Origin of the sequence: Amycolatopsis sp. A1MSW2902, assembly GCF_017312175.1 — a bacterium.
GTDB classification, from domain to species: domain Bacteria; phylum Actinomycetota; class Actinomycetes; order Mycobacteriales; family Pseudonocardiaceae; genus Amycolatopsis; species Amycolatopsis nivea.
Genome location: NZ_QJPO01000001.1, coordinates 2,558,558 through 2,584,762, shown reverse-complemented (window position 1 = coordinate 2,584,762; position 26,205 = coordinate 2,558,558). Strand labels below are relative to the sequence as shown.

At 70.1% G+C, this 26,205-nt stretch carries 24 protein-coding genes and 1 pseudogene; 11 read left to right on the top strand and 14 right to left on the bottom strand.

The features are described from left to right. Nucleotides 1-220: 220 nt before the first annotated feature. Genes DMP23_RS11760 through DMP23_RS11725 form a run of 8 tightly spaced genes read right to left on the bottom strand, consistent with a single transcriptional unit; the run spans nt 221 to nt 10,216 of the window. Entirely contained in the window at nt 221-1,837 is a 1,617-nt protein-coding gene (locus DMP23_RS11760) for a class I adenylate-forming enzyme family protein (protein WP_337821040.1), read from the bottom strand. 19 nt (nt 1,838-1,856) lie between these two features. Beyond that, complete coding sequence (locus DMP23_RS11755) at nt 1,857-2,678, bottom strand: SDR family NAD(P)-dependent oxidoreductase (protein ID WP_337821039.1); 822 nt, start codon at nt 2,676-2,678, stop codon at nt 1,857-1,859. A gap of 1 nt (nt 2,679) precedes the next feature. Continuing rightward, nucleotides 2,680-3,801 carry a steroid 3-ketoacyl-CoA thiolase gene (locus DMP23_RS11750; protein ID WP_337821038.1) on the bottom strand — a complete coding sequence of 374 codons (1,122 nt, stop codon included), beginning with the start codon at nt 3,799-3,801 and terminating at the stop codon, nt 2,680-2,682. Next, on the bottom strand, nt 3,801-4,655 hold the full coding sequence (locus tag DMP23_RS11745; RefSeq protein WP_337821037.1) for a MaoC family dehydratase: 855 nt from the start codon (nt 4,653-4,655) through the stop codon (nt 3,801-3,803). The genes DMP23_RS11750 and DMP23_RS11745 overlap by 1 nt, the downstream gene beginning before the upstream one ends. A 9-nt stretch (nt 4,656-4,664) precedes the next feature. Next, complete coding sequence (locus DMP23_RS11740; protein WP_337821036.1) at nt 4,665-5,768, bottom strand: acyl-CoA dehydrogenase family protein; 1,104 nt, start codon at nt 5,766-5,768, stop codon at nt 4,665-4,667. A 1-nt stretch (nt 5,769) separates the two neighbouring features. Beyond that, complete coding sequence (locus DMP23_RS11735; RefSeq protein WP_337821035.1) at nt 5,770-6,969, bottom strand: acyl-CoA dehydrogenase family protein; 1,200 nt, start codon at nt 6,967-6,969, stop codon at nt 5,770-5,772. A 22-nt stretch (nt 6,970-6,991) separates the two neighbouring features. Further along, nucleotides 6,992-9,076 (bottom strand): acyl-CoA dehydrogenase, encoded by a 2,085-nt coding sequence (locus DMP23_RS11730; protein WP_337821034.1) that lies wholly within the window; start codon nt 9,074-9,076, stop codon nt 6,992-6,994. Nucleotides 9,077-9,079: 3 nt separating this feature from the next. After that, nucleotides 9,080-10,216 carry a steroid 3-ketoacyl-CoA thiolase gene (locus DMP23_RS11725; RefSeq protein ID WP_337821033.1) on the bottom strand — a complete coding sequence of 379 codons (1,137 nt, stop codon included), beginning with the start codon at nt 10,214-10,216 and terminating at the stop codon, nt 9,080-9,082. A gap of 604 nt (nt 10,217-10,820) precedes the next feature. Between DMP23_RS11725 and DMP23_RS11720 the strand changes: the two genes are divergently transcribed. Further along, the gene (locus tag DMP23_RS11720) at nt 10,821-11,747 is read left to right on the top strand and encodes a 3-oxoacyl-ACP reductase (RefSeq protein WP_337821032.1); all 927 of its coding nucleotides are present in this window, start codon (nt 10,821-10,823) and stop codon (nt 11,745-11,747) included. Nucleotides 11,748-11,787: 40 nt separating this feature from the next. On the opposite strand, the gene DMP23_RS11715 is transcribed toward DMP23_RS11720, so the two are convergent. Genes DMP23_RS11715 through DMP23_RS11705 form a run of 3 tightly spaced genes read right to left on the bottom strand, consistent with a single transcriptional unit; the run spans nt 11,788 to nt 14,391 of the window. Next, on the bottom strand, nt 11,788-12,690 hold the full coding sequence (locus DMP23_RS11715; protein WP_337821031.1) for an NAD-dependent epimerase/dehydratase family protein: 903 nt from the start codon (nt 12,688-12,690) through the stop codon (nt 11,788-11,790). A gap of 10 nt (nt 12,691-12,700) precedes the next feature. Beyond that, on the bottom strand, nt 12,701-13,486 hold the full coding sequence (locus DMP23_RS11710) for a MaoC/PaaZ C-terminal domain-containing protein (RefSeq protein WP_134667773.1): 786 nt from the start codon (nt 13,484-13,486) through the stop codon (nt 12,701-12,703). Continuing rightward, a complete protein-coding gene (locus DMP23_RS11705; RefSeq protein ID WP_337821030.1) occupies nt 13,483-14,391 on the bottom strand; it encodes an SDR family oxidoreductase in 909 nt (302 codons plus the stop codon). Before DMP23_RS11705 ends, DMP23_RS11710 begins: the two co-directional genes overlap by 4 nt. 93 nt (nt 14,392-14,484) lie before the next feature. Between DMP23_RS11705 and DMP23_RS11700 the strand changes: the two genes are divergently transcribed. The 3 genes and pseudogenes from DMP23_RS11700 (at nt 14,485) to DMP23_RS11690 (ending at nt 16,806) form a co-directional block, all read left to right on the top strand. Then, nucleotides 14,485-15,243: an enoyl-CoA hydratase family protein gene (locus DMP23_RS11700; RefSeq protein ID WP_134667771.1), complete on the top strand. Its 759-nt coding sequence runs from the start codon at nt 14,485-14,487 to the stop codon at nt 15,241-15,243. After that, nucleotides 15,239-16,318, top strand: a pseudogene (locus DMP23_RS11695) (NAD(P)H-dependent flavin oxidoreductase); the annotation flags it as partial. The gene DMP23_RS11700 and the pseudogene DMP23_RS11695, both read left to right, overlap by 5 nt. Nucleotides 16,319-16,371: 53 nt before the next feature. Next, nucleotides 16,372-16,806, top strand: a complete 435-nt coding sequence (locus DMP23_RS11690) for a GlcG/HbpS family heme-binding protein (protein WP_240691276.1) — start codon at nt 16,372-16,374, stop codon at nt 16,804-16,806. Nucleotides 16,807-16,835: 29 nt separating this feature from the next. Here the strand turns inward: DMP23_RS11690 and DMP23_RS11685 are convergent, their stop codons facing one another. Genes DMP23_RS11685 through DMP23_RS11675 form a run of 3 tightly spaced genes read right to left on the bottom strand, consistent with a single transcriptional unit; the run spans nt 16,836 to nt 19,976 of the window. Next, nucleotides 16,836-17,987, bottom strand: coding sequence for an acetyl-CoA C-acetyltransferase (locus DMP23_RS11685; protein WP_134728653.1), 1,152 nt, complete (start codon nt 17,985-17,987; stop codon nt 16,836-16,838). A 13-nt stretch (nt 17,988-18,000) separates the two neighbouring features. Beyond that, nucleotides 18,001-18,801, bottom strand: coding sequence for an SDR family oxidoreductase (locus DMP23_RS11680; RefSeq protein WP_337821029.1), 801 nt, complete (start codon nt 18,799-18,801; stop codon nt 18,001-18,003). Continuing rightward, the gene (locus DMP23_RS11675) at nt 18,798-19,976 is read right to left on the bottom strand and encodes an acyl-CoA dehydrogenase family protein (RefSeq protein ID WP_337821028.1); all 1,179 of its coding nucleotides are present in this window, start codon (nt 19,974-19,976) and stop codon (nt 18,798-18,800) included. The genes DMP23_RS11680 and DMP23_RS11675 overlap by 4 nt, the downstream gene beginning before the upstream one ends. 96 nt (nt 19,977-20,072) lie before the next feature. Between DMP23_RS11675 and DMP23_RS11670 the strand changes: the two genes are divergently transcribed. From DMP23_RS11670 to DMP23_RS11640, 7 genes are read left to right on the top strand one after another with little or no spacing between them, the layout of a single operon-like run. Beyond that, on the top strand, nt 20,073-20,951 hold the full coding sequence (locus DMP23_RS11670) for an enoyl-CoA hydratase (RefSeq protein ID WP_037812239.1): 879 nt from the start codon (nt 20,073-20,075) through the stop codon (nt 20,949-20,951). Then, nucleotides 20,948-22,102 (top strand): acyl-CoA dehydrogenase family protein, encoded by a 1,155-nt coding sequence (locus DMP23_RS11665; RefSeq protein ID WP_337821027.1) that lies wholly within the window; start codon nt 20,948-20,950, stop codon nt 22,100-22,102. Before DMP23_RS11670 ends, DMP23_RS11665 begins: the two co-directional genes overlap by 4 nt. Continuing rightward, nucleotides 22,099-23,052: an acyl-CoA dehydrogenase family protein gene (locus tag DMP23_RS11660; RefSeq protein WP_337821026.1), complete on the top strand. Its 954-nt coding sequence runs from the start codon at nt 22,099-22,101 to the stop codon at nt 23,050-23,052. The genes DMP23_RS11665 and DMP23_RS11660 overlap by 4 nt, the downstream gene beginning before the upstream one ends. Beyond that, on the top strand, nt 23,052-24,110 hold the full coding sequence (locus DMP23_RS11655; RefSeq protein ID WP_337821025.1) for an acyl-CoA dehydrogenase family protein: 1,059 nt from the start codon (nt 23,052-23,054) through the stop codon (nt 24,108-24,110). The genes DMP23_RS11660 and DMP23_RS11655 overlap by 1 nt, the downstream gene beginning before the upstream one ends. Further along, nucleotides 24,107-24,538, top strand: a complete 432-nt coding sequence (locus DMP23_RS11650) for a VOC family protein (RefSeq protein ID WP_051728898.1) — start codon at nt 24,107-24,109, stop codon at nt 24,536-24,538. Before DMP23_RS11655 ends, DMP23_RS11650 begins: the two co-directional genes overlap by 4 nt. Before the next feature lie 26 nt (nt 24,539-24,564). Continuing rightward, complete coding sequence (locus DMP23_RS11645; protein ID WP_337821024.1) at nt 24,565-25,437, top strand: CoA transferase subunit A; 873 nt, start codon at nt 24,565-24,567, stop codon at nt 25,435-25,437. Next, nucleotides 25,434-26,204, top strand: coding sequence for a CoA-transferase subunit beta (locus DMP23_RS11640; protein ID WP_337821023.1), 771 nt, complete (start codon nt 25,434-25,436; stop codon nt 26,202-26,204). The genes DMP23_RS11645 and DMP23_RS11640 overlap by 4 nt, the downstream gene beginning before the upstream one ends. The last annotated feature ends 1 nt before the right edge of the window (nt 26,205 follow it).

The following is a 26,205-nucleotide window of genomic DNA, read 5'->3' as shown; positions in this document are numbered from 1 at the left end:
AGGCAACTCCCGTGGCGACTCGGCGAGCGATCCCCGCAACGGCTCGGCGAGCAATCCCCCGCAAGCAGTTCGGCAAGCGATCCCCCGCGACAAACTCGCCAGGCAACTCCCGTCGCGACTCGGCGAACGATCCCCACGACGACTCGGCGAGCAATCCCCCGGCAGCAGCTCGGCAAGCAATCCCCCGCGACAACTCGCCAGGCAGCTCGGGCCGCGAGGCTCACTCCCACCGCACCAGCCGCCGCACCACCTTTCCCGTCGCGTTGCGCGGCAGCGGGTCCCGGGTCAGGAACCAGGCCGTCGGGACTTTGTACCGGGCCAGCCGGTCGGCGAGATAGCCGCGCAGTCCGTCGGCGTCCACTTCGGACTCCGCTCGCAGCACTACCTTCGCCGCGACGATCTGCCCGTAATCCGGATCCGGCAGCCCGGCCACGATGCACTCCGCGACCCCGGGATGCCCGGCGAGCTGTTCCTCCACCTCCGCCGGGTAGATGTTCTCCGCCCCGCGCAGGATCAGGTCGCTGCGCCTGCTCAGCACGAACAGCGCGCCGTCGCGCAGCTGGCCGAGGTCGCCGGTCCGGAACCAGCCGTCGGGGGTGAACGCGGCGGCCGTCGCGGTCGGGTCGTTGAAGTAGCCGAGCATCACCTGCGGGCCGCGGAGGTGGATCTCGCCGTCGACACCGTCCGGGACCGGGCGGCCTTCGGGGTCTCGGATCTGCACTTCCATGTTCGGCACCGGCCTGCCCGCGGTGTCCGGGTCGGCGAGGAGTTCGGCGGGGGTCGCGAGAGTAGCCGCGGTGGACGATTCGGTCAGGCCGTAGTTCGTGCTCAGCGAGGCGGCCGCGCCCGGCAAGGCGCCCCGGAGCTGGTCGTTCAGCTCGGCGGTCGACGGCGCGCTGCTCACCGAGACCGTCTTGAGCGTGCTGAGGTCGTACCCGGAGAGATCGGTTTCGACCAGCCGCGACAGCATCGTCGGGACCGCGCCCCAGTTGGTGATCCGTTCGGCCTGCACGAGCTCCAGCACCCGGTGGATGTCGAATTTCCCCTGGTACAGCACGGCGGTGTCGCCCACCGCGAGCCGCACGACGGCGAGGTTGTGCAGGGCGGCGATGTGGAACAACGGCGTGGCCAGCAGGAATCGGCGGTCCCGCGCCGGACGGCCGAATTCCGCCGCCAACGCGTCGTTGAACAGGTGGAACCAGACCGCGGCGAGCACGTTGCGGTGCGAGTGGGTCGCGCCCTTGGGGTGGCCGGAAGTGCCGCTCGTGAAAAGGATGACGGCGGGGTCGTCCTCGTCGACGGGTTCCGGTTTCAGCTGCGCGCCTTCGTGCTGTCCGAGGAGTTCCCGGTATTCCGGGCTGCCGAATTCCAGCACCGGATACCGATCCGCGACCAGCGGCTTCCGGGACGCGTCGGTCAGCACGACCTTCGGCGTGGTCAGGTCGAGACCGTGCGCGACCTCCGGCGCGGCCCACATCGAGTTCATCCCGACCGCGACCGCGCCGAGCGACACCGCCGCCCAGAATCCGACTATCCATTCCGGACAGTTCGCCGCGCACAACGCGACCCGGTCGCCGCGGCCGACTCCGTATTCGGTCCGCAGCACCGAGGCGAGCGCCGCGACCTGGTCGTAGTGCTGGGCGAAGGTGAGCCGACTGTCCACAGTGACCAGATACTCGCGATCGCCGAACTCGCGCGAGGCCGCCAGCAGTTCGGTCAGGCACCGGTGCCGCCGCGCGAACACCCTCGCCGGACGGCCCGCGACCGGCTCCGGCCGGATCTCGAACTCCGCGCCCGGCGCGGTCAGCCGCGCGATGATGTCGTCCCGATCGGTCATCGGTCGCCTCCCGTAGTGATCATCGGATCGTCAGCTGCCCGCCGTCGACGTTCCAGCACTGCCCGGTCACCCAGCCCGCCTCCGCGCTGGCCAGGAACACCGCGGCCGCCGCGATGTCGAGCGGCTCGCCCACCCGCCGCAAGGGCACCTGCGCGCGAACGTACTCGGCCCACGAAGCCGGATCCACGTCGTCCAAGCGGCTCGTGCCGACGACTCCGGGGCACAGCGCGTTCACCCGGATCCCGTGCTGGCCCAGCTCTTTCGCCGTCGAGGAGGTCAGCGACTGCAGCGCCGCTTTCGACGCGGAATAGGCCGCCGATCCCGCTCCGGACAGCTTCCCGCCGATCGAGGAGATGTTCACGAACACCCCGCCGTCGCCCTGGTCGACCATCCGCCGCCCGAACGCGCGCGTCATCAGGAACGGCCCGCGCAGGTTGACCGCGATGACCCGGTCCCAGGTCTCGACGTCGAGGTCCAGCACCGGCAGCCGATCCGGTCCGCGCGCGGCCGCGGCATTGTTGACGACGATGTCCACACGGCCGAACGACTCGAGAACAGTCGCCAGCAGCCGGTCGATCTGCGCCGGATCGGCGACGTCGCTCACCACCGGCAAGGCCCGGCCGCCGGACTCGCGGATCTCGTCGGCCACGGACTCGATGTCTCGCCAGCCCGCCGCCTGTTCTTCCGGCGGGTATTGCTCGCGCGGGCGTCCGCTGCCGGTCACCACGATCGCGCACCCGGCCTTCGCCAGCTCGACCGCGATCGCCCGGCCGATCGACCGCATCCGGCCCGCCCCGGTCACCACCGCGACCTTGCCCTCGAACCCGCTCAGCGGATACATCTCAGAGCCGTTCCACGATCGCTGCGGTCGCCTGGGCGCCGCCAGCGCAGATCGCGACCACGCCGAGCGTCTGGTCGCGGCGCTCCAGTTCGTCGACGATCTCCGCGAGCAGCCGGATCCCGGTCGCGCCGACCGGATGGCCGATCGCGATGGCGCCGCCGTTGACGTTGAGCCGGTCCTCGTCGACGCCGAGCGTGCGGGCGAACGACAGCGGCACCGACGCGAACGCCTCGTTGACCTCGAACAAATCGATGTCGGCGACGGTCATCCCGGCCCGGCCGAGGACGCGCTCGGCCGCGCGGATGGGCCCGTCCAGCAGGTACTTCGGTTCCGCGCCGACGATGGCCTGCGCGACCAGCCTCGCGCGCGGGCGCAGGCCGAAGGTCTGATCGGCGTCGACCAGCAGAGCGGCCGACGCGCCGTCGGAAATCTGCGACGCGGTACCTGCGGTGTGCAGGCCGTCTTCCTTGATCGGAGCTAGTCCGGCGAGGGCTTCGGTGCTGGTGTCGCGCAGGCCTTGGTCGCGGTCGAACAGGCCGCCGTCGAGCGGGACCGGCAGGATCGAACGGCCGAACCGGCCCTCGTCCCAGGCACGGCGGGCGCGGTGCTGCGAGCGGAGGCCGAACGCGTCCAGGTCCGCGCGGGTGAGCCCGCGCCGCGCGGCGATCCGGTCGGCCGCCTCGTACTGCGCGGGCAGGTCGACCTTCCAGGACTCCGGGCGCGGACGGCCCGCGTCGCCGAGGTTGCTCAGCAGCGGCACCCGGCTCATCGACTCGACCCCGCACGCCATCCCGGCTTCCACCAGCCCGGCCGCGATCTGCGCGGCGACCAGGTGCACGGCCTGCTGCGCGGACCCGCATTGCGCGTCGATGGTGGTGGTCGCGGTCTCTTCCGGGAGCCCGGCGTGCAGCCAGGCGAACCGGCCGACGTTGTTCGACTGCTCCCCCGCCTGCGTGACGCATCCCGCGACGACATCGGTGACCAGCGCCGGGTCGAGGCCAGTGCGGTCGAGGATCCCGCGCTGCACGTGGCCGAGCAGTTCGACCGCGTGGATGCCGGACAGCGCACCGCGCCGCTTGCCGAACGGGGTGCGGATCGCATCCACAATGACCGGCGTACCCATCAGGCACCTCCTGGAGTCGTGCGGGCCCAGGCGTCGGTGAAGACCGCCGCGTCGCCGCAGGTCACTTTCAGGCTCAGCTCATTTTCCTGCTGCCACACGGAAATTCTTAACGTCTCGCCCGGGATCACCGGACCCGCGAAGCGCGCACCCAGCTCGCGGAGGCGTGCGGGTTGGCCGTCGAGTAAGTGGTCCACGACGGCTTTGGCGACCAGGCCGTAGGACGCGAGCCCGTGCAGGATCGGCGCGGCGAAGCCCGCTTTCGCCGCGACCTCCGGGTCTGCGTGGAGCGGATTTCGGTCCCCGTTCAGCCGGTACAGCAGCGCTTGCTCCAGCGTGGTGGCGACGTCGAGCACGTGGGTCGGATCGCCTTCCGGCGGCTTCGGTCCGGCTGCGACGCCTGGGTCGCCACCGAAACCTCCCTCGCCGCGCGCCCAGACGGACATCTTCGAGGTCCACAGTGGACCGTCGGCGTCCGCGACCTCGTGGGCGAGCACGATGACCGCGGCTTTGCCCTTGTCCTGCACCTCCGCGATCCGCGTCGTTCGTTCCGCCGAGCCGGACGACGGCAGCCGGTCCCGGTGGAGCGTGACGACCTGTCCGGCGTGCAGCAGCCGGGTCAGCTCGACGTCCACGCCCGGCAGCGTCAGCCCTTCTGCGGGACGGTCTCCGGCGGAAATCCCTTGTCCGGCAACGAGTGCGAAGGTCGGGAGGACCTCCAGATCCCGTTCGTAGCTGTACCGGAGGTCGGTGCCGGAGCCGAGGGAAAGGTGGTACAGCAGCACGTCGCGGGTGGTCCAGGCGATCTGCTGGGTGCACGGCGGGGCGTTGAGCGCTTTGTCGACGTCGATGGGCACGGGGTCCTCCTAGGCCGGGGTGCCGATCGGGGGTGCGGAGGGCAACCGGTCCCCGAGCTCGGCGGCGAGTGCGTCGGCGGTGCCGAGAGTGAAGGCGACCTGACGGCCCCAGAGGAAGTAGCGATGGATCGGATAGTCGACGTCCGCGCCGATGCCGCCGTGCAGGTGCTGGGTCGCGTGCACGACCCGCAGTCCGCCGCGTGAGGCCCACCATTTGGCTACCACCGCGGCGATCTCCGCTTCCTCCTCGCGGCCCTCGTCAAGCAGCCAGGCGGCGCGTTGCGTGCAAACGCGGATCGCCTCAGTGTCGAGGTAAGCGTCCGCGGCCCGTACGGCGACAGCTTGATTTGTCGACAGTGGACGTCCGAATTGGACTCGTTCCGAGGTGTATTTCGCGGTGGTCGCCAACGCTTCGGCACACACGCCGACGCTGACTGCGGCCAGTGCGACCCGGAGCCTCCGGAGTGTCCATTGCAGAGCGTCGTCGCCGGTAGCCAGGATGTCTTGCGGGGCGACCACTGCTCCGTTGAACGCGATTGATGCGTGGCTTTCGCGGCTGGTGACTTCGACGGGTGTCACGCTGAGGTCGGCTGTGGGCACGAGTACTAAGTGGACCTGGTCGGCTTCCTTGACTGGCACCAGCACCAGGTCGGCCTGCGCGCCTGCGGGAATCGAGACGACTTCGCCGGTGAGTTCAAGGGCATCGCCGCGCCGGGTTGCGGTCACCGAAACCGTGTCGTCGAACGCGCCGACCAGCAGCGTCGAACCGTCCAGCACGCGCGGCAGGATCCGGTTCCGTTGGTCGTCGGAGCCGAACTGCGCGACTGGCAGCAGTCCGCCCGCGATGACATTCCACAATGGAACCGGGGCGACGTGCCGCCCCACTTCCTCGAGCAGCACCGCCAATCCGGACATTCCCAGCCCGGCCCCGCCGTCCCTTTCGGACAGGCAGATCCCGAGGAGGTCCGCCTCCGCGAGCACCCGCCAGAGGTCAGCGTCGAACCCGCCCTGCTTCTCGACGGCTGCTACCCGCTCGACGGTCGCGCGGTCGGCGAAGATCTTCGCGGCCAGCTCGCGGACCGCGCCCAGGTCGTCGTTGAGGTCGAAATCCATGTCAGCTCCTGGCCTTTTCCGGACGGCGGCGCGCGGACAGCGTCATGCCGAGGGTTTTCGCGGCGACAATCTCGCGCAGCACCTCGTTCGTGCCGCCGCCGAAGGTGTTGTTCTGCGCACGACGGGCGAGCGTCTCGACGCGTCCGTTCACCGCCGCGCCGGGCGAATCGGGGCGCAGCAGGCCGCGAGCGCCGAGCACTTCCTGAAGCCTGCTGTACGCGGTCACCACCGCTTCGGTGCCGAACACCTTGGCAGCAGCGGAATCCCCGCCGCCGAGGGTGCCCGCGGCGACGTCCGCGACCAAGCGCAGGTTGATCAGATCCGTGGCGCTGAGCAGCGCATACACCTCGGCGAGGGTGTGCCGGACCCACGGCAGGTCGTACACCGTGCCCGGGCCGAACGGTTCCTCCCGCGCCCACTTGAGGACCGCGTCGTACATCTGGTTCGCGATGCCGCCGCGCGCGGCGAGGGCGACGCGTTCGTGGTTGAGCTGGCTGGTGATGAGCCGCCAGCCGTTGTTCAGCTCGCCGACCACATTGGACAGTGGAATTCGGACGTCCTCATAGTACGTTGCCGAGGTGCTGATCCCGCCTACCGTGTGGATTTCGGTAGCGGAGAATCCCGGAGTGTCGGTCGGCACGAGCACCACCGAGATACCGCGATGCGGCGGGGCGTCCGGATCGGTCCGCACGGCGAGCCAGATCCAGTCGGCGAAGATCCCGGCGCTGGTGAAGATCTTGCTGCCGTTGATGACGAGCTGGTCGCCGTCGATCCTCGCCCGCGTCTGCAGGGACGCGAGGTCGGTACCCGCACCGGGTTCGGTGTAGCCGATGGCGAACATTAGCTCGCCGCGTAGAATGGGCGGCAGGAAGAACTTCTTCTGTTCCTCGGTGCCGTGGTGCATCAACGCCGGCGCGACCGTGTTGAGCGTGACCAGCGACAGCGGGGCGCCGGCGCGCAACACCTCGTCGTAGAACACGAAGAGCGCTTCCGGGTCCTCGCCGCGGCCGCCGTATTCCTCCGGCCAGCCGAGGCCGAGCCAGCCGTCCGCGCCCATCCGGCGCAGGATCCGGTCGAACACCGGACCGCCCTCGGTCTGCTCGACCAGCGCGCGGCGGTCGTCCTCCTCGATGATGCGGGCGAAGTACTCGCGCAGCTCGGCGCGGAGCCTTCGCGAGCGCTCCGACAGCTCCGGATGCATGCGGTTTCTCCTCAGGATCGGGTCAGCGGGGCAAGCCGAGGACGCGGTGGGCGATGACGTTGAGCTGGATTTCCACGGTTCCGCCGCCGAACAGCACGGCGGGCAGGCCGAGGTGGTCGAGGACGTGCCCGCCCTCCGCGCTCGCCGAGCCGGGGCCGAGCAGGGCGATCACCTCGCGCGAGCCTTCCTGCTGGGCGAGCGCGCTGAACACCTTCTGCACGCTGACCTCGGCGCCCAGGTCCGTTCCGGCGAGCCGGGCCAGCACACCGCGGAGGCCGAGCGTCGCGAGCGTGAGTTCCCGCGACGCGCACCGGCCGAGCGCGGCCAGCACGTCGGGATCGTCCGGACGGTCGCGGAGCAGCTGGCGGATCCGGTCGGACGAACCGTGCGCGAGGGTCGCGCCCATGTTGTGCCGCTCGTTGGCGAGCGTGGTCGTCGCGAGCCGCCAGCCGCTGTCCGGTTCGCCGACCAGGTCGCGGTCCGGGACGAACACGTCGTCCAGGAAGACCTCGTTGAACTCCGCGCGTCCGGTGGCCTGTCTGATCGGGCGGACGGTGACGCCTTCCGCGGCCAGATCGACGAGGAAGTACGAAATCCCCCGGTGCCGCGGCGCGTCCGGGTCGGTCCGAGCGAGGCAGACGCCCCAGTGCGCTTCGTGGGCCAGCGACGTCCAGACCTTCTGCCCGGAGATCCGCCAGCCACCGTCCACTTTGGCCGCCCGGGTGGTGAGCGAGGCGAGGTCGGAACCCGCGCCGGGTTCACTGAACAGCTGACACCAGCGGATTTCCCCGCGCAGCGTCGGCATGACGAACCGCTCGCGCTGCTCCGCGGAGCCGTGGACGAGCAGAGTCGGCAGCACCCATTCGCCGATCACCGTGGTGGGCTGCGGAATTCCGCGGCGCTCGAACTCCTCGGCGATGACAGCTTGTTCGAGCGGTCCGGCGTCCAGGCCGTACGGTTTCGGGTAGTGCGGGGCGGCGAGACCGGCGTCGGCGAGCACCTGGGCGGACGGCTCGGTCTGGTCGAGAACGGACGCGATCTGGCGGCGCAGTTCGAGGCAGTCGTCGGGGCTGGCGAGGGTCAGGTCGCGGGTCGTGGTCCGGGCGCGTTCGCCGAGGGTGCGGGCGGCTGATCGGCCGAGGGAGCCGGACAGCGCGACGGCGCGGCGCCAGTACAGGTGCGCGTCGTGTTCCCAGGTGAAGCCGATCGCGCCGAGCAGGCGTAAACAGCTGACGGACGCGTCCACTGCGGCTGGGAGCGCGGCGTGCCTCGCCTGCGCGGCGGCAAGTGCTTGCTGCGCAACGGAATGCCGCTCGGCACGAGCCGCGTCCCAGGCGGCGGCCGTCGCGATCTCGCGGTGCAGGAGGATGCCCGCCGCTTGATGCTGGACGGCTTGGAACGAGCCAATCGGACGACCGAACTGGACGCGGGTTCGGACGTGGTCGACGGCGCAGTCCAAGGTCCAGCCGCACAGTCCGGCTGCCTCCGCCGCCGCGGGGACCGCGAGGGCCAGCTCCGCCCGTTCCGGGTCGATCTCAACGACGTTGTCCTGAGATACCAGAAAGTTCTCCAGCTTGAGCCGAGCCGCGGATCTGGTCAGGTCAACGGCCTCGACTGGGATCAGCTGGCCGGGCTCTGGTCGCACCACGAACCAGATCTCTTGTGCGCGGACGACCGCGAGCTCCGCGTCCGCGAGCCCGAGCGCCGGACAACTCGTGCCGTTGACCTGCCAACCGTCGGCGGTGCTGGTCGCAGTGAGGCCTTCTAGTACGACAGCCCCGGTCGCACCGGCGGCGAACGCGGCCAGTGTTTCCGTCGGTTCGGCAGCGGCGAGGACGGCGCTGGCCATGACGGTCGGCAGGAACGGCCCGGGCACCAGGTGCCGGCCGAACTGCTCGGCGACCACGGCGAGTTCGAGCAGCCCGCCGCCTTGGCCGCCGACGGATTCCGGCAGGTGCAGCGAGTGCCAGCCTTGTCCGGTCAGGGCTTTCCAGAGGTCCGGCCGCCCGGGTTCGGCGCGCGTCTCGGCGATCGGCGCGTGCCGGGCGGCCCAGCCGGCGGCGGACGCGGCCAGGTCGCGGTGTTCCTCGGACAGGGCGATGGGCATAGGTCAGATCCGTTCGACGAGCACGCAGCTGGTGGCGGCCGCGGCGCAGATCGCGATCATCGCGAGGCTGGCGTCGCGGCGTTCGAGTTCCTCGACGGCCGTCGCGAGCAGGCGGATGCCGGTAGCTCCCGCCGGATGGCCGAGCGCGATCGCGCCGCCGAGCACGTTGAGCTTGTCCTCCGGGACGCCGTGCACCTGCGCGAACGACAGCGGGACGGCCGCGAACGCTTCGTTGACCTCGAAAAGATCGATGTCGCCGATCGTGAGACCGGTGCGGTCGAGAAGCTTCTGCGCGGCGGCGACCGGCCCGTCGAGGAGGTATTCGAGGTCGCCGCCGATGACGCACTGCGCGAGAAGCCGCGCCCGCGGGCGAAGCCCCAGTTCCTCGGCGCGGCCGCGGGACAGGAACAGCGCGGCACTCGCGCCGTCGGAGACCTGGGACGAGGTGCCCGCAGTGTGCAGCCCGCCGGGCACGGTAGTGCGGAGCCCGGCGAGCGCTTCCGCCGAGGTTTCGCGGAGGCCCTGGTCTTGCGTGACCAGCTGGCCGTCCGGCATTTCCAGCGGGAGGACTTGGCGGTCGAAAAGCCCAGCGTCCCAAGCCTTTCGCGCATTGTGCTGGGATCGGAGGCCGAACGCGTCGAGGTCCGCCCGGGTCAGCCCGCGCTTCCGGGCGATGCGGTCCGCGGCGGTGTACTGGTCGGGAGTTTCCAGGGACCAGTCGGCGGGCCGCGGCGTGCCCGCGCCGGTCCCCTGCTTCGGGGTGAGCGGCACGCGGGACATCAACTCGACGCCGCACGCGACGCCCGCGTCGGCCGTTCCGTTCGCGATCTGGCCGGTGAGCAGGAAGGACGCCTGCATCGAGGTGCTGCACTGGGCGTCGATCGTGGTGGCCCCGGTCGCGGCCGGGAGCCCGGCGTACAGCCAGGCGGTGCGGACGACGTGGCCGTACTGCTCGCCCAGCGGCGTGACACAACCGCCGATCACCTGGTCCACCGCACCCGGCTCGAGCCCCGCGCGGTCGAGGACGCCGCACTGGACCCGGCTGAGCAACTGGACGGCGTGCAGCGCGGAAACCCAGCCGTCGCGCTTGCCGAACGGCGTGCGCACCGCGTCGACGAGGACTGGCGTGGTGTCTTTCAAGCCCGGATCTCCTTGTCGCGGGAAGGCGGGACCGGCCCCGGGAATCGAGCAAGCGTTTGGTTGGAGGTTAGCTCTGGAGCGGCGAGCGGGACAAGCACAGGTACTGGTGAGCGGGAGTGGCCTGGCCGGGTGCGCCACCCGTCAGCACCCGCTCCTGAACGAGCCAAGCCCGACCGGCTCGCGTCAGCCCGCTCGAGCCCGCGCCACTCCACTCGCCAGCGGACACGATCTGCCCAGCCTGCGCTGCGGCTCCCCCGTCTCGCTCCGCCGATGCCACTCACCGGGAACGATCACCTGCCGAGCCCGCGCCCACGGCACCACGTCGGCATCCCCACCCCGCCACTGCCCGCCGCCGAAGCCATTCACCGGGAGCGATCACCCGCCGACGCCCGCCTCGGCACCACGTCGGCATCCCCACCCCGCCACTGCCCGCCGCCGATGCCACTCACCGGGAGCGATCACCCGCCGACGCCCGCCTCGGCACCACGTCGGCATCCCCACCCCGCCACTACCCGCCTCCGATGCCACTCACCGGGAGCAGCCACCCGCCGATTCCCCGCCCCTCGGCACCATGACGTCATCCCTTCCCCGCATTGGAGGCCCTGTGTCCCACCCCAGCACCAGCTTGTCCGGCCGCACCGCCATCGTCACCGGGGCTGGAGCGGGGCTCGGCCGGGCCGAAGCGCTCGCGCTCGCCGCGCAGGGGGCGAACGTCGTCGTCAACGATGTGAGCGCGGCCGGGGACGAGGTCGTCGCCGAGATCGAGGCGCGTGGCGGGCGGGCGTTGGCCGTCCGGGGCGACATCGGTGGCTGGCAGTACGCCGAGGACCTCGTCACCGCGGCGACCGAGCACTTCGGGTCGCTCGACATCGTCGTCAACAACGCAGGCATCACCCGCGACGCGATGCTCTTCAACCTCAATGAAAAGGACTGGGACGACGTCATCCGCGTCCACCTCAAGGGGCACGCGGCTCTCTCGCGCGCGGCGGCGCGTCATTGGCGGCAGGTCAGCAAGACCACTGGCGAGCCCACCTACGCACGGCTGATCAACACGGCGTCGGAGGCCTTCCTCCTCGGCGGCGCGGGGCAGCCGAACTACGCGGCGGCCAAGGCTGGGATCGCGGCGCTGACCTTGTCCTGCGCGCGCGGGTTGAGCCGCTACGGCGTCCGCGCGAATGCGATCTGCCCGCGCGCCCGGACGGCGATGACCGACGGGATCTTCGCCGCCGGGCGCAGTGCGGGCGGGTTGGACATCCTCGCGCCGGAGCGGGTCGCGGCGTTCGTCGCGTACCTCGCAGCCCCGGCGGCGGATGCGGTGAACGGGCAGGTGTTCGTCGTGTACGGGGACATGGTCGCGCTGCTCGCCCCGCCGACCGTCGAGCATCGGTTCGTGTCCGGGCAGGGGGCGTTCGATCCGGCGGAGCTGGAGCGGACGATCACGCCGTACTTCGCGGAGCGCGACCCGGGGAAAACGTTTGCGGCCGGCGACATCGCGGGGCTCGACGACACGGAGACGACCAACCCCTCGTGAGCGGCAATGCCGGTTAGAACCGGCATTGCCACTCACGACGTCACCGCACGGCCGCGGTCATCTCCTCCAGCATCGGCCGGACGTCCCGGCGGCGGTAGCCGAGCAGTTCCGTCTCGCGGGCGTCCGGTTCGTACGCGATCGTCGCGCCGCGGCCGGGCACCAGGACCCGGTCGGGCAGGAACGGGTGCTCCTCGTCGCGTTCCTCCAGGGTCCGCCCCGAACCGGAGATGTCGAAGATCAGCTGGAAGTAGTCCCGGAAGCTGAGGTTTTCGTCGCCCACCAGGTACGCCGCACCGGATTCCCCGCGCAGCAGCGCGCCCTCGACCGCTTCGGCCAGGCTCCGCACGGACAGGTAGTTCGTCCCGCCGACCGGCGCGAAGTCCGGCACCTTCCCGGCCAGTTCGCCGTCGGCCCAGGCCAGCATTTTCGCGAACTGCCGCGTCGACCGGCCGGGGGCCATGCCGACGATTGACGGCGGGTTCAGCGTGCACACCGCGAACCCGTCCCCGGCCAGGGCGCGCGCTCCTTCGTCGGCGAGGCGGCGCGCGTCGACGTACGGGTTCGTTTCCGCGAGATCCGGCCGGACCTGGTGGTAGTAGCTGCCGATCTGGACGAAACGTCCGACGCCGGCCCGTTTCGCGCGCGCCGCGATCGCGGTGACGCCGTCGATTTGGTACGTCCGCCAGAACTCCTCGTCGCCCCAGCCGGTGACGTGCCGGATGTCTTGTCCGGCCGCGAAAACGACGGCGTCGAACGGGGCCAGCGCGGCCTCGTCGAAACCGTCGTGGGCGTAGTCGCCGAGCAGCACCGGCAGGCCCGCCACCAGCGAATCGGCGTCGGGTTCGTGGCGTCCGGCGACCGTGACGGCGTGCCCGGCACCGCTCAAGTGCACGGCGGTGTTCGCGCCGATCATGCCGGTGCCGCCGATGACCAAGACCTTCATGCGCATTCCTCTATCCGAAGTGGACCCGTCCGCCGTCGACCACCGGGCCGCGTTCCGACGTGATCCGAAGCCCGCCGTCGGACCAGCCTTCGACCTGCAATTCCTCGCCGGGGAACACCGGCGCGGCGAACCGGCCTTCCAGTAACGTCAGGTCCGCCGGATGCGCGCCGACCTGCCGGGCGGCGACCAGCGCGCCCGCGCCGAGGGTGGCCAAGCCGTGCAGAATCGGCCGGGGCTGGCCGATTCCGGCCGCTGCCGCGGGGTCGACGTGGATGTGGTGCCGGTCCCCGAGCAAGCGGTAGAGCAGGGCTTGATTGTCCGCAGTGGACAGTGGCGCGGTCCAATCCGGACTGTCCAAGGCGGGCGGACGACCGGGTCCGCGTTCGCCGCCGAACCCGCCGATGCCGGGGCAGAACAACGACCACGTCGCGACGAAGTAGTCCGATTCGACGGCCACTTCATAGACCGCCGCACTGCCTTTGTCCCACACCTCCGGGACCCGGGCCCGCAGGGAAACCTCGCCCGCAGGCGGCAATGGCTTCAAGACCTGGAGCCGTTGCGAACCGTGCACCGCGTTGCCGACCTCGAACGCACCGGCCGAGCCGAGGACGTCCGGGGCCCATTGGGCCAGCGTCAGCGCGAACGGCGACAGCACCCGCAACCGGTCCTCGAACACCAAGTCGAGTTCGTCCGGCCGGGCGCCGATGGCGAGCGCGTAGAGGATCGGGTCGCGGTCGGTGTAGGCGATGGTGCGTTCGCCGAGGACCCGGCCCTTCCACTCCGCGGGGCTGTTCACTGCGCCCCGTAAACCGGTTCGGGCGCGGGCGCTTCCTTCAGCAGCTCGCGCACGGCCGGGCCGACCTCGTCCGCGGTCCAGCGACGGTCCAACTCGCGGGACGGACCGTGGCTCCAGCCGTTCTCCACGCAGATCCGCCCGCCCTCGACCTCGATCACGCGGCCGGTGACGTCCGCGGCGTCCTCGCTGGCGAGCCACGCGACGATCGGCGACACGTTGCCCGGGTGCATCGCGTCGAACCCGTCGTCCGGCGCGGCCATCTGCGCCGCGAACGGGCCCTCGGTCATCCGGGTGCGCGCGGCCGGGGCCAGCGCGTTCACCGTAATGCCGTACCGGCCGAGTTCCGCGGCCCCGACCAGCGTCAACGCGGCGATCCCGGCCTTGGCGGCACTGTAGCTGCCCTGGCCGACGCTGCCCTGCAGACCCGCGCCGGAGGTGGTGTTGATGATCCGCGCCGCCCGCGTACGCCCGGCTTTCGCCTCCGCGCGCCAGTAACCCGCGGCGTGGTGCATCAACGCGAAGTGTCCCTTCAGGTGCACCGCGACGACCGCGTCCCACTCCTGCTCGCTGGTGGTCACGATCATCCGGTCGCGCACGAAGCCCGCGTTGTTCACCACGATGTCCAGCCCGCCGAACGCGTCGACCGCCTGCTGCACCAACGCTTCCGTCGCCGTGAAGTTCGCGACGTCGGCACCGTTGGCCACTGCCTCGCCGCCCAGCGCGCGGATCGCCTCGACCACTTCGCCGGCCGGACCGTCGGACGCGCCTTCGCCCGCGCCCGACGTGCCGAGGTCGTTCACCACGACGCTCGCGCCCTGGCGGGCAAGCTCCAGCGCGTGCTCGCGCCCGAGCCCGCGGCCCGCCCCGGTCACGATCGCGACCCGGCCTTGCAACATCCCGCTCACATCATCTCCGTTTCGTCGGCCGGCAGGCGAGGCGGTTCCCCGTAAACCAAGCAAGTGTTAGGCTACCAAGCAATCGCTAGGTTAGGAACGCACGTGACGATTTCCACGCAGCTCCACGACAACGGCACCTTCGTGGTCACCATGGACTACCCGCCGGTGAACGCCCTGCCGGTCGCCGGATGGTTCCGCCTCGCCGAAACGGTCCGGGAGGCGGGCGAGGACCCGGCGGTGCACGTCGTCCTGCTCAGGGCCGAGGGACGCGGCTTCAACGCGGGCGTCGACATCAAGGAAATGCAGCGCACCACCGGATTCGACGCCCTCGTCGGCGCGAACCGCGGCTGTTACCTGGCATTCAAGGCGATCTACGAATGCGCCGTCCCGGTGGTCGCCGCGGTGAACGGCTTCTGCCTCGGCGGCGGGGTCGGACTGGTCGGCAACTGCGACACGATCATCGCCGCCGACGACGCGTACTTCGGCGTCCCCGAGGTCGACCGAGGCGCACTGGGCGCGGCGACGCACCTCGCCCGCCTGGTCCCCCAGCACCTGATGCGCACGCTGTACTTCACGAGCCGCACCATCGCGGCGAAAGACCTGGTCCAGCACGGCTCGGTATTGGAAACCGTGCCCGCCGCCGACCTGCACGACGCCGCGCTCGCGCTGGCCGGCGAGGTAGCCGCGAAGGACCCACGCGTCATCCGGGCCGCGAAAGCCGCGCTGAACGGCATCGACCCGATCGACGTCAACCGCAGCTACCGTTACGAACAGGGCTACACCTTCGAACTCAACCTCATCGGAGCCGCCGACGAACACCGCGACGCTTTCGTCGCCACCGGCCGCCCGACGAACGACTGACCTCTCGAGGAGACCCGTGCCTCTCCGCACCCCGCTCACCGAGCTCACCGGCGTGACCCACCCGATCGTGCAAACTGGCATGGGCTGGGTAGCCGGCCCGCGCCTGGTCTCCGCGACAGCCAACGCCGGCGCACTGGGCATCCTCGCCTCCGCGACGATGACCTACGACGAGCTCGACCACGCCATCAAGGAAGTCAAGCAACGCACGGACAAGCCCTTCGGAGTGAACCTCCGCGCCGACGCGGGCGACGCCGCCGAACGCGCCGAGTTGCTGATACAGCACGGCGTCAAGGTGGCATCTTTCGCCCTTGCGCCCAAAAAAGACCTGATCGCCCGGCTGAAGGACCACGGCCTGGTCGTCATGCCCACCGTCGGCGCCGCCCGGCATGCCGAAAAGGTCGCCTCGTGGGGTGCCGACCTGGTGATGATGCAAGGCGGCGAAGGCGGCGGCCACACCGGTCCTACGGCCACCACCCTGCTGCTGCCATCCGTACTGGACGCAGTTGATATCCCAGTAGTCGCCGCCGGAGGCTTCTTCGACGGCCGCGGACTCGCCGCTGCTTTGTCCTACGGCGCAGCAGGAATCGGCATGGGCACGCGATTTCTGCTAACCAGCGACAGTGCAGTGCCGGACGAGATCAAACGCACCTACCTGGGCTTCGGCCTGGACGGCACCGTCGTCACCACCAAGGCCGACGGCATGCCGCACCGTCTGTTGCGCACCCCGTTCATCGAGGGCCTCACGAGGGAAGGCTTCGTGCAACGCATGGCGCGAACTCTGCGCCGTACCAAGGATTTCAAACGCCTGAGCGGACAGTCCTGGCCTTCCCTGATCAGCGACGGCCTCCGCATGAAACGCGGCAGCGACCGCTCGTGGACGCAAACGATGCTGGCCGCGAACACCCCCATGCTGCTCAAAGCAGGCTTGGTCGAAGGCGATACCAAGGCCGGGATGCTGGCGGCCGGGCAGGTAGTCGGAGTGATCGAGGATCTGCCGAGCTGCGCGGAACTGGTGACTCGAATCGTCGACACCGCACAGGAACGGTTGAAAGCCACCGCTGCGCTGGCGGACTAGATCGGAACCGGCTGTCTTGTCCCCGGATCTGCTCCAGGTTTAGGTTCGGAGCCATGACGGAGACTCCCAGGCTGCCCGGCTTGACCTTGGCGGACGCCGACCGGCTGGTGGCGTCCGCGCTCGAGGTCGCGGCTGAACGCGGCTTCCCGCCGCTGGCGGTGGCGGTCCTCGACGTGGGCGGGTCGGTGATCTCGCTGCGCCGGGCCGACGGCGCGATGCCGATGACCAGCCGGATCGCGGTGGCGAAGGCGCGCACCGCGTTGCTGACGCTGCGGCCCTCGGGCAAGCTCGAGCTGCCGGGCGCGATCGTCGACAGCATCCAGCATCTTCACGGCGGCGACTACGTTCCGTTCGCCGGAGGCATCCTGATCACCGCTGACGGGGTGGTTCTCGGCGCGGCCGGAGCTTCCGGCGGGCACGCGAAAGAGGACGAAGAGGCCGTCCAAACCGCTGCGGACCGGTGGCTCATGAGCGGCAATCCCGGTTAACACCGGCATCGCCGCTCACGACACCGAGCTCACAACCGCTCAAGCACGGTCACGTTCGCCTGCCCGCCGCCCTCGCACATCACCTGCAGGCCGTACCGCCCGCCACTCCGCTCCAGCTCGTGCAGCAAAGTAGTCATCAACCGCGCCCCGGTCGCCCCGATCGGGTGTCCCAGCGCGATCCCGCCGCCATTCACGTTGACCTTCTCGTGCGGCACACCGATCTCCTGCATCCAAGCCAAAACCACCGGCGCGAACGCTTCGTTGCACTCGAACAGATCGATGTCCCCCACCGACAGCCCGGTCTTCTCCAACGCCCGCTGAGTAGCCGGAATCGGCGCGGTCAACATCCACACCGGATCCGCCCCGTACACGCTGATGTGATGCACCCGAGCCCGCGGCGTCAACCCGTGCTCCTCGACCGCCCGCTCGGAAGCGATCAGCAACGCTCCGGCCCCGTCACTGATCTGCGACGCCACCGCAGCCGTGATCGGACTGCCTTCCTCCAACGGCTTGAGACCGGCCATTTTCTCCAGCGTCGTATCCCGCCGAGGCCCTTCATCCACCGAAAACTCGCCGACCGGCGCGATCTCCCGCGAGAACCGGCCGGAATCGATAGCGGCCGAAGCCCGGCGATGGCTCTCCAAAGCGAACTCCTCCAGCGACCGCCGGGAAAGCCCCCACTTCTCCGCGATCATCCGCGCCGAGCGAAACTGCGACACTTCCTGATCACCGTACCGAGCCACCCACCCAGGCGACTCCGCAAAAGGCGTGCTGAACCCGAACTGCTGCCCCACCACCATCGCCGAAGAAATCGGAATCGCAGACATATTCTGCACTCCCCCGGCAACGATCAGGTCCGCAGTCCCCGACATCACCCCCTGCGCCGCGAAATGCACCGCCTGCTGGCTGGACCCGCACTGCCGATCGATAGTCACCCCAGGCACGTGCTCCGGCAGCCCCGCCACCAGCCAAGCGGTCCGAGCCACATCCCCAGCCTGCGACCCGACCGTGTCGCAACAGCCGAACACGACATCGTCCACCGCACCGGGGTCGATCCCGGTCCGCTCCACCAGCGCACGGATCGCGTGCGCCCCCAAATCCGCGGAATGCGTCCCCGCGAGCGAACCGCCGCGCCGCCCGACCGGAGTGCGAACCGCGTCCACCACATATGCCTCAGGCACGAATCCTCCAGAATCAGGGATGCTGACTGCTCACCGAGACGACTTCACCGGTGAGATAAGACGAATAAGCACTAGCGAGGAACACCATCACATTGGCGACTTCCCAAGGTTCCGCCGCCCGCCCGAACGCCTCGCGCCCCTTCAGTTCGGTCAGCAATTCAGCAGTGGTGACCTTCTCCAGGAACGGATGCATCGCCAGACTGGGCGACACCGCGTTGACCCGGATCCCCGACGAAGCCAGATCCATCGCCGCCGACCGCGTCAACGCCATCACCCCGGCCTTGGCCGCCGCGTAGTGCGCCTGCCCCTCCTGCGCCCGCCAGCCGATCACCGACGCGTTGTTCACGATCACCCCGCGGCAACCGCGAGCGATCATCCGCCGGGAAGCCGCCCGGATACACCGGAAAGTCCCGGTAAGCGTCACGTCGAGCACCAACGACCACTGCTCGTCCGTCATCTCGGTGATCGAAGCCGTACCGCCGAGACCGGCGTTGTTCACCATGACCTCGACCCCGCCGAACGGCTCGGCCGCGTCCAGCAAAGCCGCGACCTGGTCCTCCTTGGTCACGTCGCACACCACCGACGCGACCCGATCGGCGCCGAACTCCGCCCCCAGCTTGGCAGTCGCCTCAGCGAGCCGGCGCTCGTGCGTATCCCCGATCACGACCGCCCGGGCGCCTTCCTCCAGGCACCGCCGGGCAACCGCCGCCCCGATGCCCGCGCCCGCCGCGGCAGTCACGACGATCACGCGCTCGGCAAGCAACCCGTGCCCCGGCACGTAATCAGGCGCGGGCTGTTCCGGTTTAACGCTCACGGTCGCGGCTCCCTAGGCAGGCCGAGCACCCGCTCGGCAATGATATTGCGCTGGATTTCGTCCGAACCGCCGTAAATGGTGTCGGCCCGGCTGAACAAGAAAAGCGTCTGCTGAGCATCAAGATCGTAAGAACCGGCGGCAGTCAACGCGGAACCCCCGCGGACCTCCATCGCCAGTTCACCCAGTTCACGATGCCACCGAGCCCACAACAGCTTCGACACCGAAGCCTCCGGCCCCTGCGACCCAGCCTCGTAAGCGCTCAGCGTCCGCAACGCGTGCACCCGCAGCACTTCGAGGCCGACAGCTGCCCGCGCCAACCGATCCCGCACCACCGGATCGTCATAACGCCCGTTCGCCCGCGCGGCAGCGACAACGCCAGCCAATTCCCGGGCGAACCCGACCTGCTGCCCGATCGTCGACACCCCGCGCTCGAACCCGAGCGTCGCCATCGCGACCCGCCACCCGTCCCCGGGCGCGCCGACGACCAGCGACTCTTCGGTCCGGGCCCCGTCGAAGAAGACCTCGTTGAACTCGCTGGTCCCGGTCAGCTGCCGGATCGGCCGCACCTCGACCCCAGGCTGGTCCATCGGCACCAGCAAGTACGACAGCCCGGTGTGCCGCCGAGATCCCGGTTCGGTCCGCACCACCGCGAAGCACCACTGCGCGTGCTGAGCGAGAGACGTCCAGATCTTCTGCCCGTCGATCACCCACTCGCCGCCCTCCAGCCGGGCCCGCGTCCGCACCCCGGCCAGATCCGACCCGGCGTCCGGCTCGGAATAGCCCTGGCACCACAGCTCGGTGACCCCGACGATCCCCGGCAAGAACCGCCGCCGCTGCTCGTCCGTGCCGTGCGCGATCAACGTCGGACCGAGCAGTTCCTCGCCGAGGTGGTTGACCCGTGCCGGCGCGTTCGACCGCGCGTACTCCTCGTGGAAGATCACCTGCTGCAGCAGGCTCAGCCCGCGCCCGCCGTACTCGACCGGCCAGCCGAGGCAGGTCCAGCCGTGCGCCGCCAGATGCTGGTTCCACGCCTGCCGTTCCTCCGGCGCTTCGTGCTCGCGCCCGGACCCGCCGAGGCCCTTCAGCGCGGCGAACTCGCCCGCGAGGTGGTCGCCGAGCCACTCGCGCACCTCGGCGCGGAACTGCTCGTCCTCGGGGGTGTAGCGAAGATCCACCCGTCCTCCTGGTCCGCCGGTGCCGGTCCCGCCACGCTACCAAACCAAGCACTTGTTTGGTAGCATCGCCGCCGAACCGAGAAGGAGTGATGCGCGTTGAGCGGAACCGAAGAAAGCACCGACGAGCAGGTCGTGACGTACGAGGTGCGCGGTCCGGTCGCGGTCGTCACGCTGAACCGGCCGCAGTACCGCAACGCCCAGAACTCGAAGATGACGTACGCGCTCGACGCCGCCTTCACCAAGGCAGTGGACGACCCGGACGTCAAGGCGATCGTGCTGGCGGGCAACGGCAAGCACTTCTGCGCCGGGCACGACATCGGCACCCCGGGCCGCGACATCGACCAGAGCTTCGAGCGCAAAGCGGTCATCTGGTGGGACCACACCGACCGGGCGGGCGTCGATTCGCGGTTCGCCCGCGAGTCGGAGGTCTACCTCGGCATGTGCCGGCGGTGGCGGGAGATCCCGAAGCCGGTGATCGCGATGGTGCAGGGCGCGTGCATCGCGGGCGGGCTGATGCTCGCGTGGTCGTGCGACTTCATCGTGGCCTCCGACGACGCGTTCTTCTCCGACCCGGTGGTGCGAATGGGCATCCCGGGCGTCGAGTACTTCGCGCACCCGTGGGTGATGAACCCGCGCGCGGCGAAGGAGTTCCTCTACACCGGCGACCGGTTCGGGGCCGACCGTGCGCAGGCGCTCGGCATGGTCAACCACGTCGTGCCGCGCGCCGAACTGGAAGAGGCGACGTTCGCCATCGCCGAGCGCATCGCGCAGATGCCGCAGCTGGGCCTCGCGCTCACGAAGAAGGCCGTCAACCAGGCCGAAGACCTGATGGGCATGCGGTCCGGAATGGACTCGGTGTTCGGCCTGCACCACGCCGCGCACGCGCACAACGCCGAGCTGGACACCGATTCGCTCGCCGGGCTCGACGCGCGTTCCATGGCGAAGGCCAACAAGAAGGCCGCGGGAGAGTCATGAGCCCGGAATTCACCGCCGCGGAAGAAGAATTCCGTGCGGAGGCCCGTGCCTGGCTGGCGGAGAACAGCCCAGGCCCGCTGCCGTCGATGGACACCGAGGACGGCGCCCGCGCGCACCGCGAGTGGGAAGCGAAACTCGCCGAGGGCCGGTGGTCCGTGGTCACTTGGCCGGCCGAGTACGGCGGCCGCGACGCGACGTTGATCGAATGGGTGCTGTTCGAGGAGGAGTACTACCTCAGCGGCGCGCCGACCCGGATCGCGCAGAACGGCATCTCGCTGCTGGCCCCGATCATCTTCGAGCACGGCACCGACGACCAGCGCCAGCGGCACCTTCCGCGCACCGCCAACGGCACCCGGATCTGGGCGCAGGCCTGGTCCGAGCCGGAGGCGGGCAGCGACCTCGCCGGGATCCGCAGCACCGCCGTCCGCGACGACGAACGCGGCGGCTGGGTCCTGGGCGGTCAGAAGATCTGGAGCTCCCGCGCCCCGTTCGCGGACTGGGGTTTCGGCCTGTTCCGCTCCGATCCGGAGGCCGAACGGCACCGCGGGCTCACCTACTTCCTGTTCCCGCTCGATTCGGACGGCGTCACCGTCCGGCCGATCGCCCAGCTCGACGGCGACTGCGGGTTCGCCGAGATCTTCTTCGACGACGTCTTCGTGCCTGATCAGGACGTCCTCGGCGGGGTCGGCGACGGCTGGCGCGTCGCGATGAGCACGGCGGGCAACGAGCGCGGCCTGTCGCTGCGTTCGCCGGGCCGGTTCCTCGCGGCTGCCGACCGGCTGCTGGATCTCTGGGCCGAGCGCGGAGCCGAAGCTCCGCACTTGCGCGACCGCGTGGCCGACGCCTGGATCAAGGCCGAGGCCTACCGGCTCTACACCTGGGACACCGTCGACCACGTGCAGCACGGCGGCGACGTCGGCGCGGCGGGCAGCGTCAACAAGCTCTTCTGGACCGGGCTCGACCTCGGCATCCAGGAAACCGCGCTGGACCTGCTCGGCGCGGGCCAGGAAGTGCGCGGACGGTGGACGGAGGACTACCTGTTCGCCCTCGGCGGCCCGATCTACGCCGGCACCAACGAAATCCAGCGCAACATCGTCGCGGAACGGCTGCTCGGCCTCCCCCGCGGCGACCGCAGGAAGGCACAAGCATGAAGTTCCGGCTGTCCGCCGAACAGCGCGCGTTCGCCGAAGCGCTGGACGCCCTGCTGGGCGCGGCCGACGTCCCCGGCGTCAACCGGTCCTGGGCCGCCGACCGGCCGGAATCCGGGCTGCTGCTGTGGAAACAGCTCGCCGAACTGGGCGTGACCGCGCTCGGCGTGCCCGAGGAACACGGCGGCGTCGGCGGGACTCCGGTCGATCTCGTCGTCGCTTTCGAACGGCTCGGCTACCACGGCGTGCCGGGCCCGGTGATCGAGTCGATCGCCGCCGCGCCCGCGCTGCTCACCGACGCTTCGCTGCTGTCCGCGCTGGCTTCCGGCGACGCGGTGGTGACCTTCGCGAGCGCGCCGGACACTCCGTACGCGCTGGATGCCAACGTCGCGACGGACGTCTTCGTGGTCGGCGATTCGCTGGCTCGGGCGGAAATCGGCCGCTCGCTGCAGTCGGTCGATCCCTCCCGGCATCTGTTCGAGGTGACCGCCGGTGCCGAGGTTCAGCCGCTTTCCCCGGAAACCCGCGCACAGGCGCTCGATCTCGCCCGCCTCGCCTGCGCCGCGGAGCTGCTGGGCTGCGGCGAACGGATGCTGGCCGACACCGTCGCCTACCTCGGCCAGCGACGTCAGTTCGGCCGCGTGATCGGCGAGTACCAAGCACTCAAGCACGCCGCCGCGGACGTCCGCGTGGCGCTCGACTTCGCCCGTCCGCTGGTGCTCGGCGCGGCCCGCGAACCCAGCGCCCGGGCGATTTCGGCCGCGAAGGTCGCCACGTCGGACGCGGCCCAGCTCGCCGCGCGCACCGGACTGCAGTTGCACGGCGCGATCGGTTACACGCTCGAATGCGACCTGAGCCTGTGGCTGTTGCGGGTCCGGGCGCTCGTGGGCTGCTGGGGCACGCCTGCCGTGCACCGCGCGCGGGTGCTGGAGAGCCTGATGAGGGGCCGCTGATGCACTTCGCGCTGACCGACGAACAGCGGGAACTCGCCGCCGCCGTCCGAGGGCTGGTCACCCGGCGGGCCGCGAAGACCGATCTGCGGGCGGCGATCGACTCACCCTCCGGATACGACACCGAACTGTGGACCGCGTTGTGCGAGCAGATCGGCGTCGCAGCGCTGGCCATCCCCGATGAGTACGGCGGGGCCGGGTTCAGCCTCTTCGAGACACATGTCGTGCTGGAGGAACTGGGCGCGAGCTTGACTCCGTCGCCGCTGCTGGGCTCGGGAGTGCTTGCCGCACAAGCGTTGCTGGCCGCGGACGCGCCGGAGCTTCTTCCCGGGATCGCGGCGGGCGAGGTCGTCGCGCTGGCCTGGGCAGACCGTTCCGGACGGCATCGGACCGACGGTTCGGACGTGGTCGCGTCCTCGGGCGTGCTGAACGGCACCGCGACGTTGGTGCTGGACGGTGCGCAGGCATCTCACCTGCTCGTAGTTGCCATGGCAGACGGACGCCCTGCGCTGTTCCAAGCCTCCGCGACGCCTGAAGCGACCCCGGCGGTCGACCAGACGCTCAGGTTCGCCAAGGTGGAGTTCCGCGACACCCCGGCGACCCTGCTCGCCGCCGACTTCGCCGAAGCGCTCCCCCGGCTGCACGCCATCGCCGCGATCGCTTGCACCGCACTGCAAGTCGGCGGTACACAGTCCTGTTTGGACCGTACCGTCGCGCATCTCAAGGAACGCGAACAGTTCGGCCGGCCGCTCGGTTCGTTCCAGGCGTTGAAACACCGGGTCGCGGACATGCTGGTGCAGGTCGAAACGGCGCGCTCGATTTCCTGGGCGGCCGGGTTTGCGGCCAGCAACGGCGACGACGTCGTCCAGCAGGCGGCGTACGCGAAATCGTGGTGCAGCGAGGCTTTCACCGCGGTCGCCTCGGAAACCGTCCAGCTGCACGGCGGGATCGCGATCACCTGGGAACACGACGCCCAGCTGTACTTCAAACGGGCGCACGCGCTGGCGCAGCTCTTCGGCGACGCCCGCGAGCACCGCGCCCGGCTCCGGAGCGACACATGATCCACCACGTCGGAATCACCGTGCACGACCTCGCCGCGTCGACCGAGTTCTACCGCGACCTGCTGCGCGGCAGCGTCGAAGGACCGTTCGAGCGCAGCGGTCCGCGGATCGACGAGGTCACCGGATACCCGGGAGTGATTGTGCGCCAGAGCTTCGTGTCGGCGGACGACGGCGACACAGTGGTCGAGCTGCTGCAGTACGAAAACGGGTCGCCGAAGCGGATCGACCCGGACCACGGGCAAGCGGGCGCCGCGCACGTCGCGATCACCGTCGCCGACCTGGACGCGACGCTGGAGCGGCTGCGCGGACGCGGGGTCGCCGCGATCTCGGAGCCGATCGTCACGAGCCACCCGATGGCGGGCTGCCGCGCGGTGTACGTGCTCGATCCGGACCGGGTCCGCGTCGAACTGGTGCAACTGCCCGCCTGAGCTAGACGAACACACTGGAGGAATGAATGGGCGGCAAGTCCATGACCCTGGACGGCGTCACCGAGTACGTCCGGTCCGGGATGACCGTCGGGATCGGCGGCTGGGGGTCGCGGCGCAAGCCGATGGCGATGGTGCGCGAACTGCTGCGCAGCGACGTCGAAGACCTCACGCTGGTCACTTTCGGCGGGCCCGAGGTCGGGCTGCTGTGCGCGGCGGGCAAGGTGCGCCGGGTGATCTACGGGTTCGTCTCGCTCGACACGATCCCGCTCGACCCGCATTTCCGCGCCGCGCGCGAGGGCGGCCGGGTCGAGACGACCGAGTACGACGAGGGCATGTTCGTCGCCGCGCTCCGGGCGGGCGCCAACCGGCTGTCGTTCCTGCCGACGCGGGCCGGGCTGGAGAGCGACGTGCTGCTGATGAACCCGGAGTTGAAGACCGTCGCGTCGCCCTATGACGACGACGTCTACATCGCGGTGCCCGCGGTGCGCCCGGACGTCTCGCTGCTGCACCTCAACCGCAGCGACACCCTCGGCAACGGCCAGTTCCTCGGCCCAGACCCGTATTTCGACGACCTGTTCGCGATGGCGTCGGGCAAAACGCTGCTGAGCGTCGAGAAGATCGTGGACACCGAGGACCTCACCGCCACCGAGCGGTCGACGTCGCTGCTGATCAGCCGGATGTTCGTGAACGGCGTGATCGAAGCCCCGAACGGCGCGCATTTCACCTCGTGCGACCCGGATTACGGCCGCGACGAGGCGTTCCAGCGGCATTACGCCCAGTCGGCGCAGGACGAGGTCTCGTGGAAGCAGTTCCGCGAAACCTTCCTGACCGGCGACGAGGCCAGCTACCACGAAGCAGTGCGCGCTTTCCACCGCGCGACCGAGAAGGAGTCCGCATGAGTGCCCCCGCAACCCGCGCCGAGGTCTGCATCGCCGCGTGCTCCGACGCGTGGCGCGGCTCCGGCGAGGTGCTGGCCCACGCGGTCGGCACGGTCCCGGCGGTCAGCGCGCGGCTGGCCCGGCTGACCCATTCCCCCGAACTGGTGTTGTCCGACGGCGAATGCCACTTCATGGCCGACCCGCCGCCGCTGGGCAAGACCGCGGCGGCGGGCGGGACCGTCGAGGGCTGGGCCCCGTTCGGGCGGATCTTCGACATTCTCAACACCGGGCGGCGGCATTCGATGATGGGCGCGAGCCAGATCGACCGGTTCGGCAACCAGAACATCTCGCTGATCGGCGACTGGCGGAAGCCGAAACGCCAGCTCATCGGCATGCGCGGCGCGCCGGGCAACACGGTCAACCACCGCACCGACTACTGGGTGAGCCGGCATTCGAGCCGGGTGTTCGTGGACCGGGTGGACGTCGTGTCCGGGGTCGGCAACGACCGGGCCCGCGCGCACGCGTCGACGGCGTTGCGGTTCCACGACCTCGGCGTCGTGGTGACCGACCTGGCGGTGCTCGACTACGACGAGGACGGCCGGCTGAAGGTGCGCTCGCTGCACCCGGGCGTCACCGAAGAAGAGGTGCGCGCGAACACTGGTTTCGAGCTGGACTTCAGCGGTGCGGGCGTGTCGCGGGTGCCGGACGAGCACGAACTGGCCCTGATCCGCACCGTGCTCGACCCGAAGAACGCCCGGGACCGGGAGGTCAAAGAGTCCCGGTCCTGAA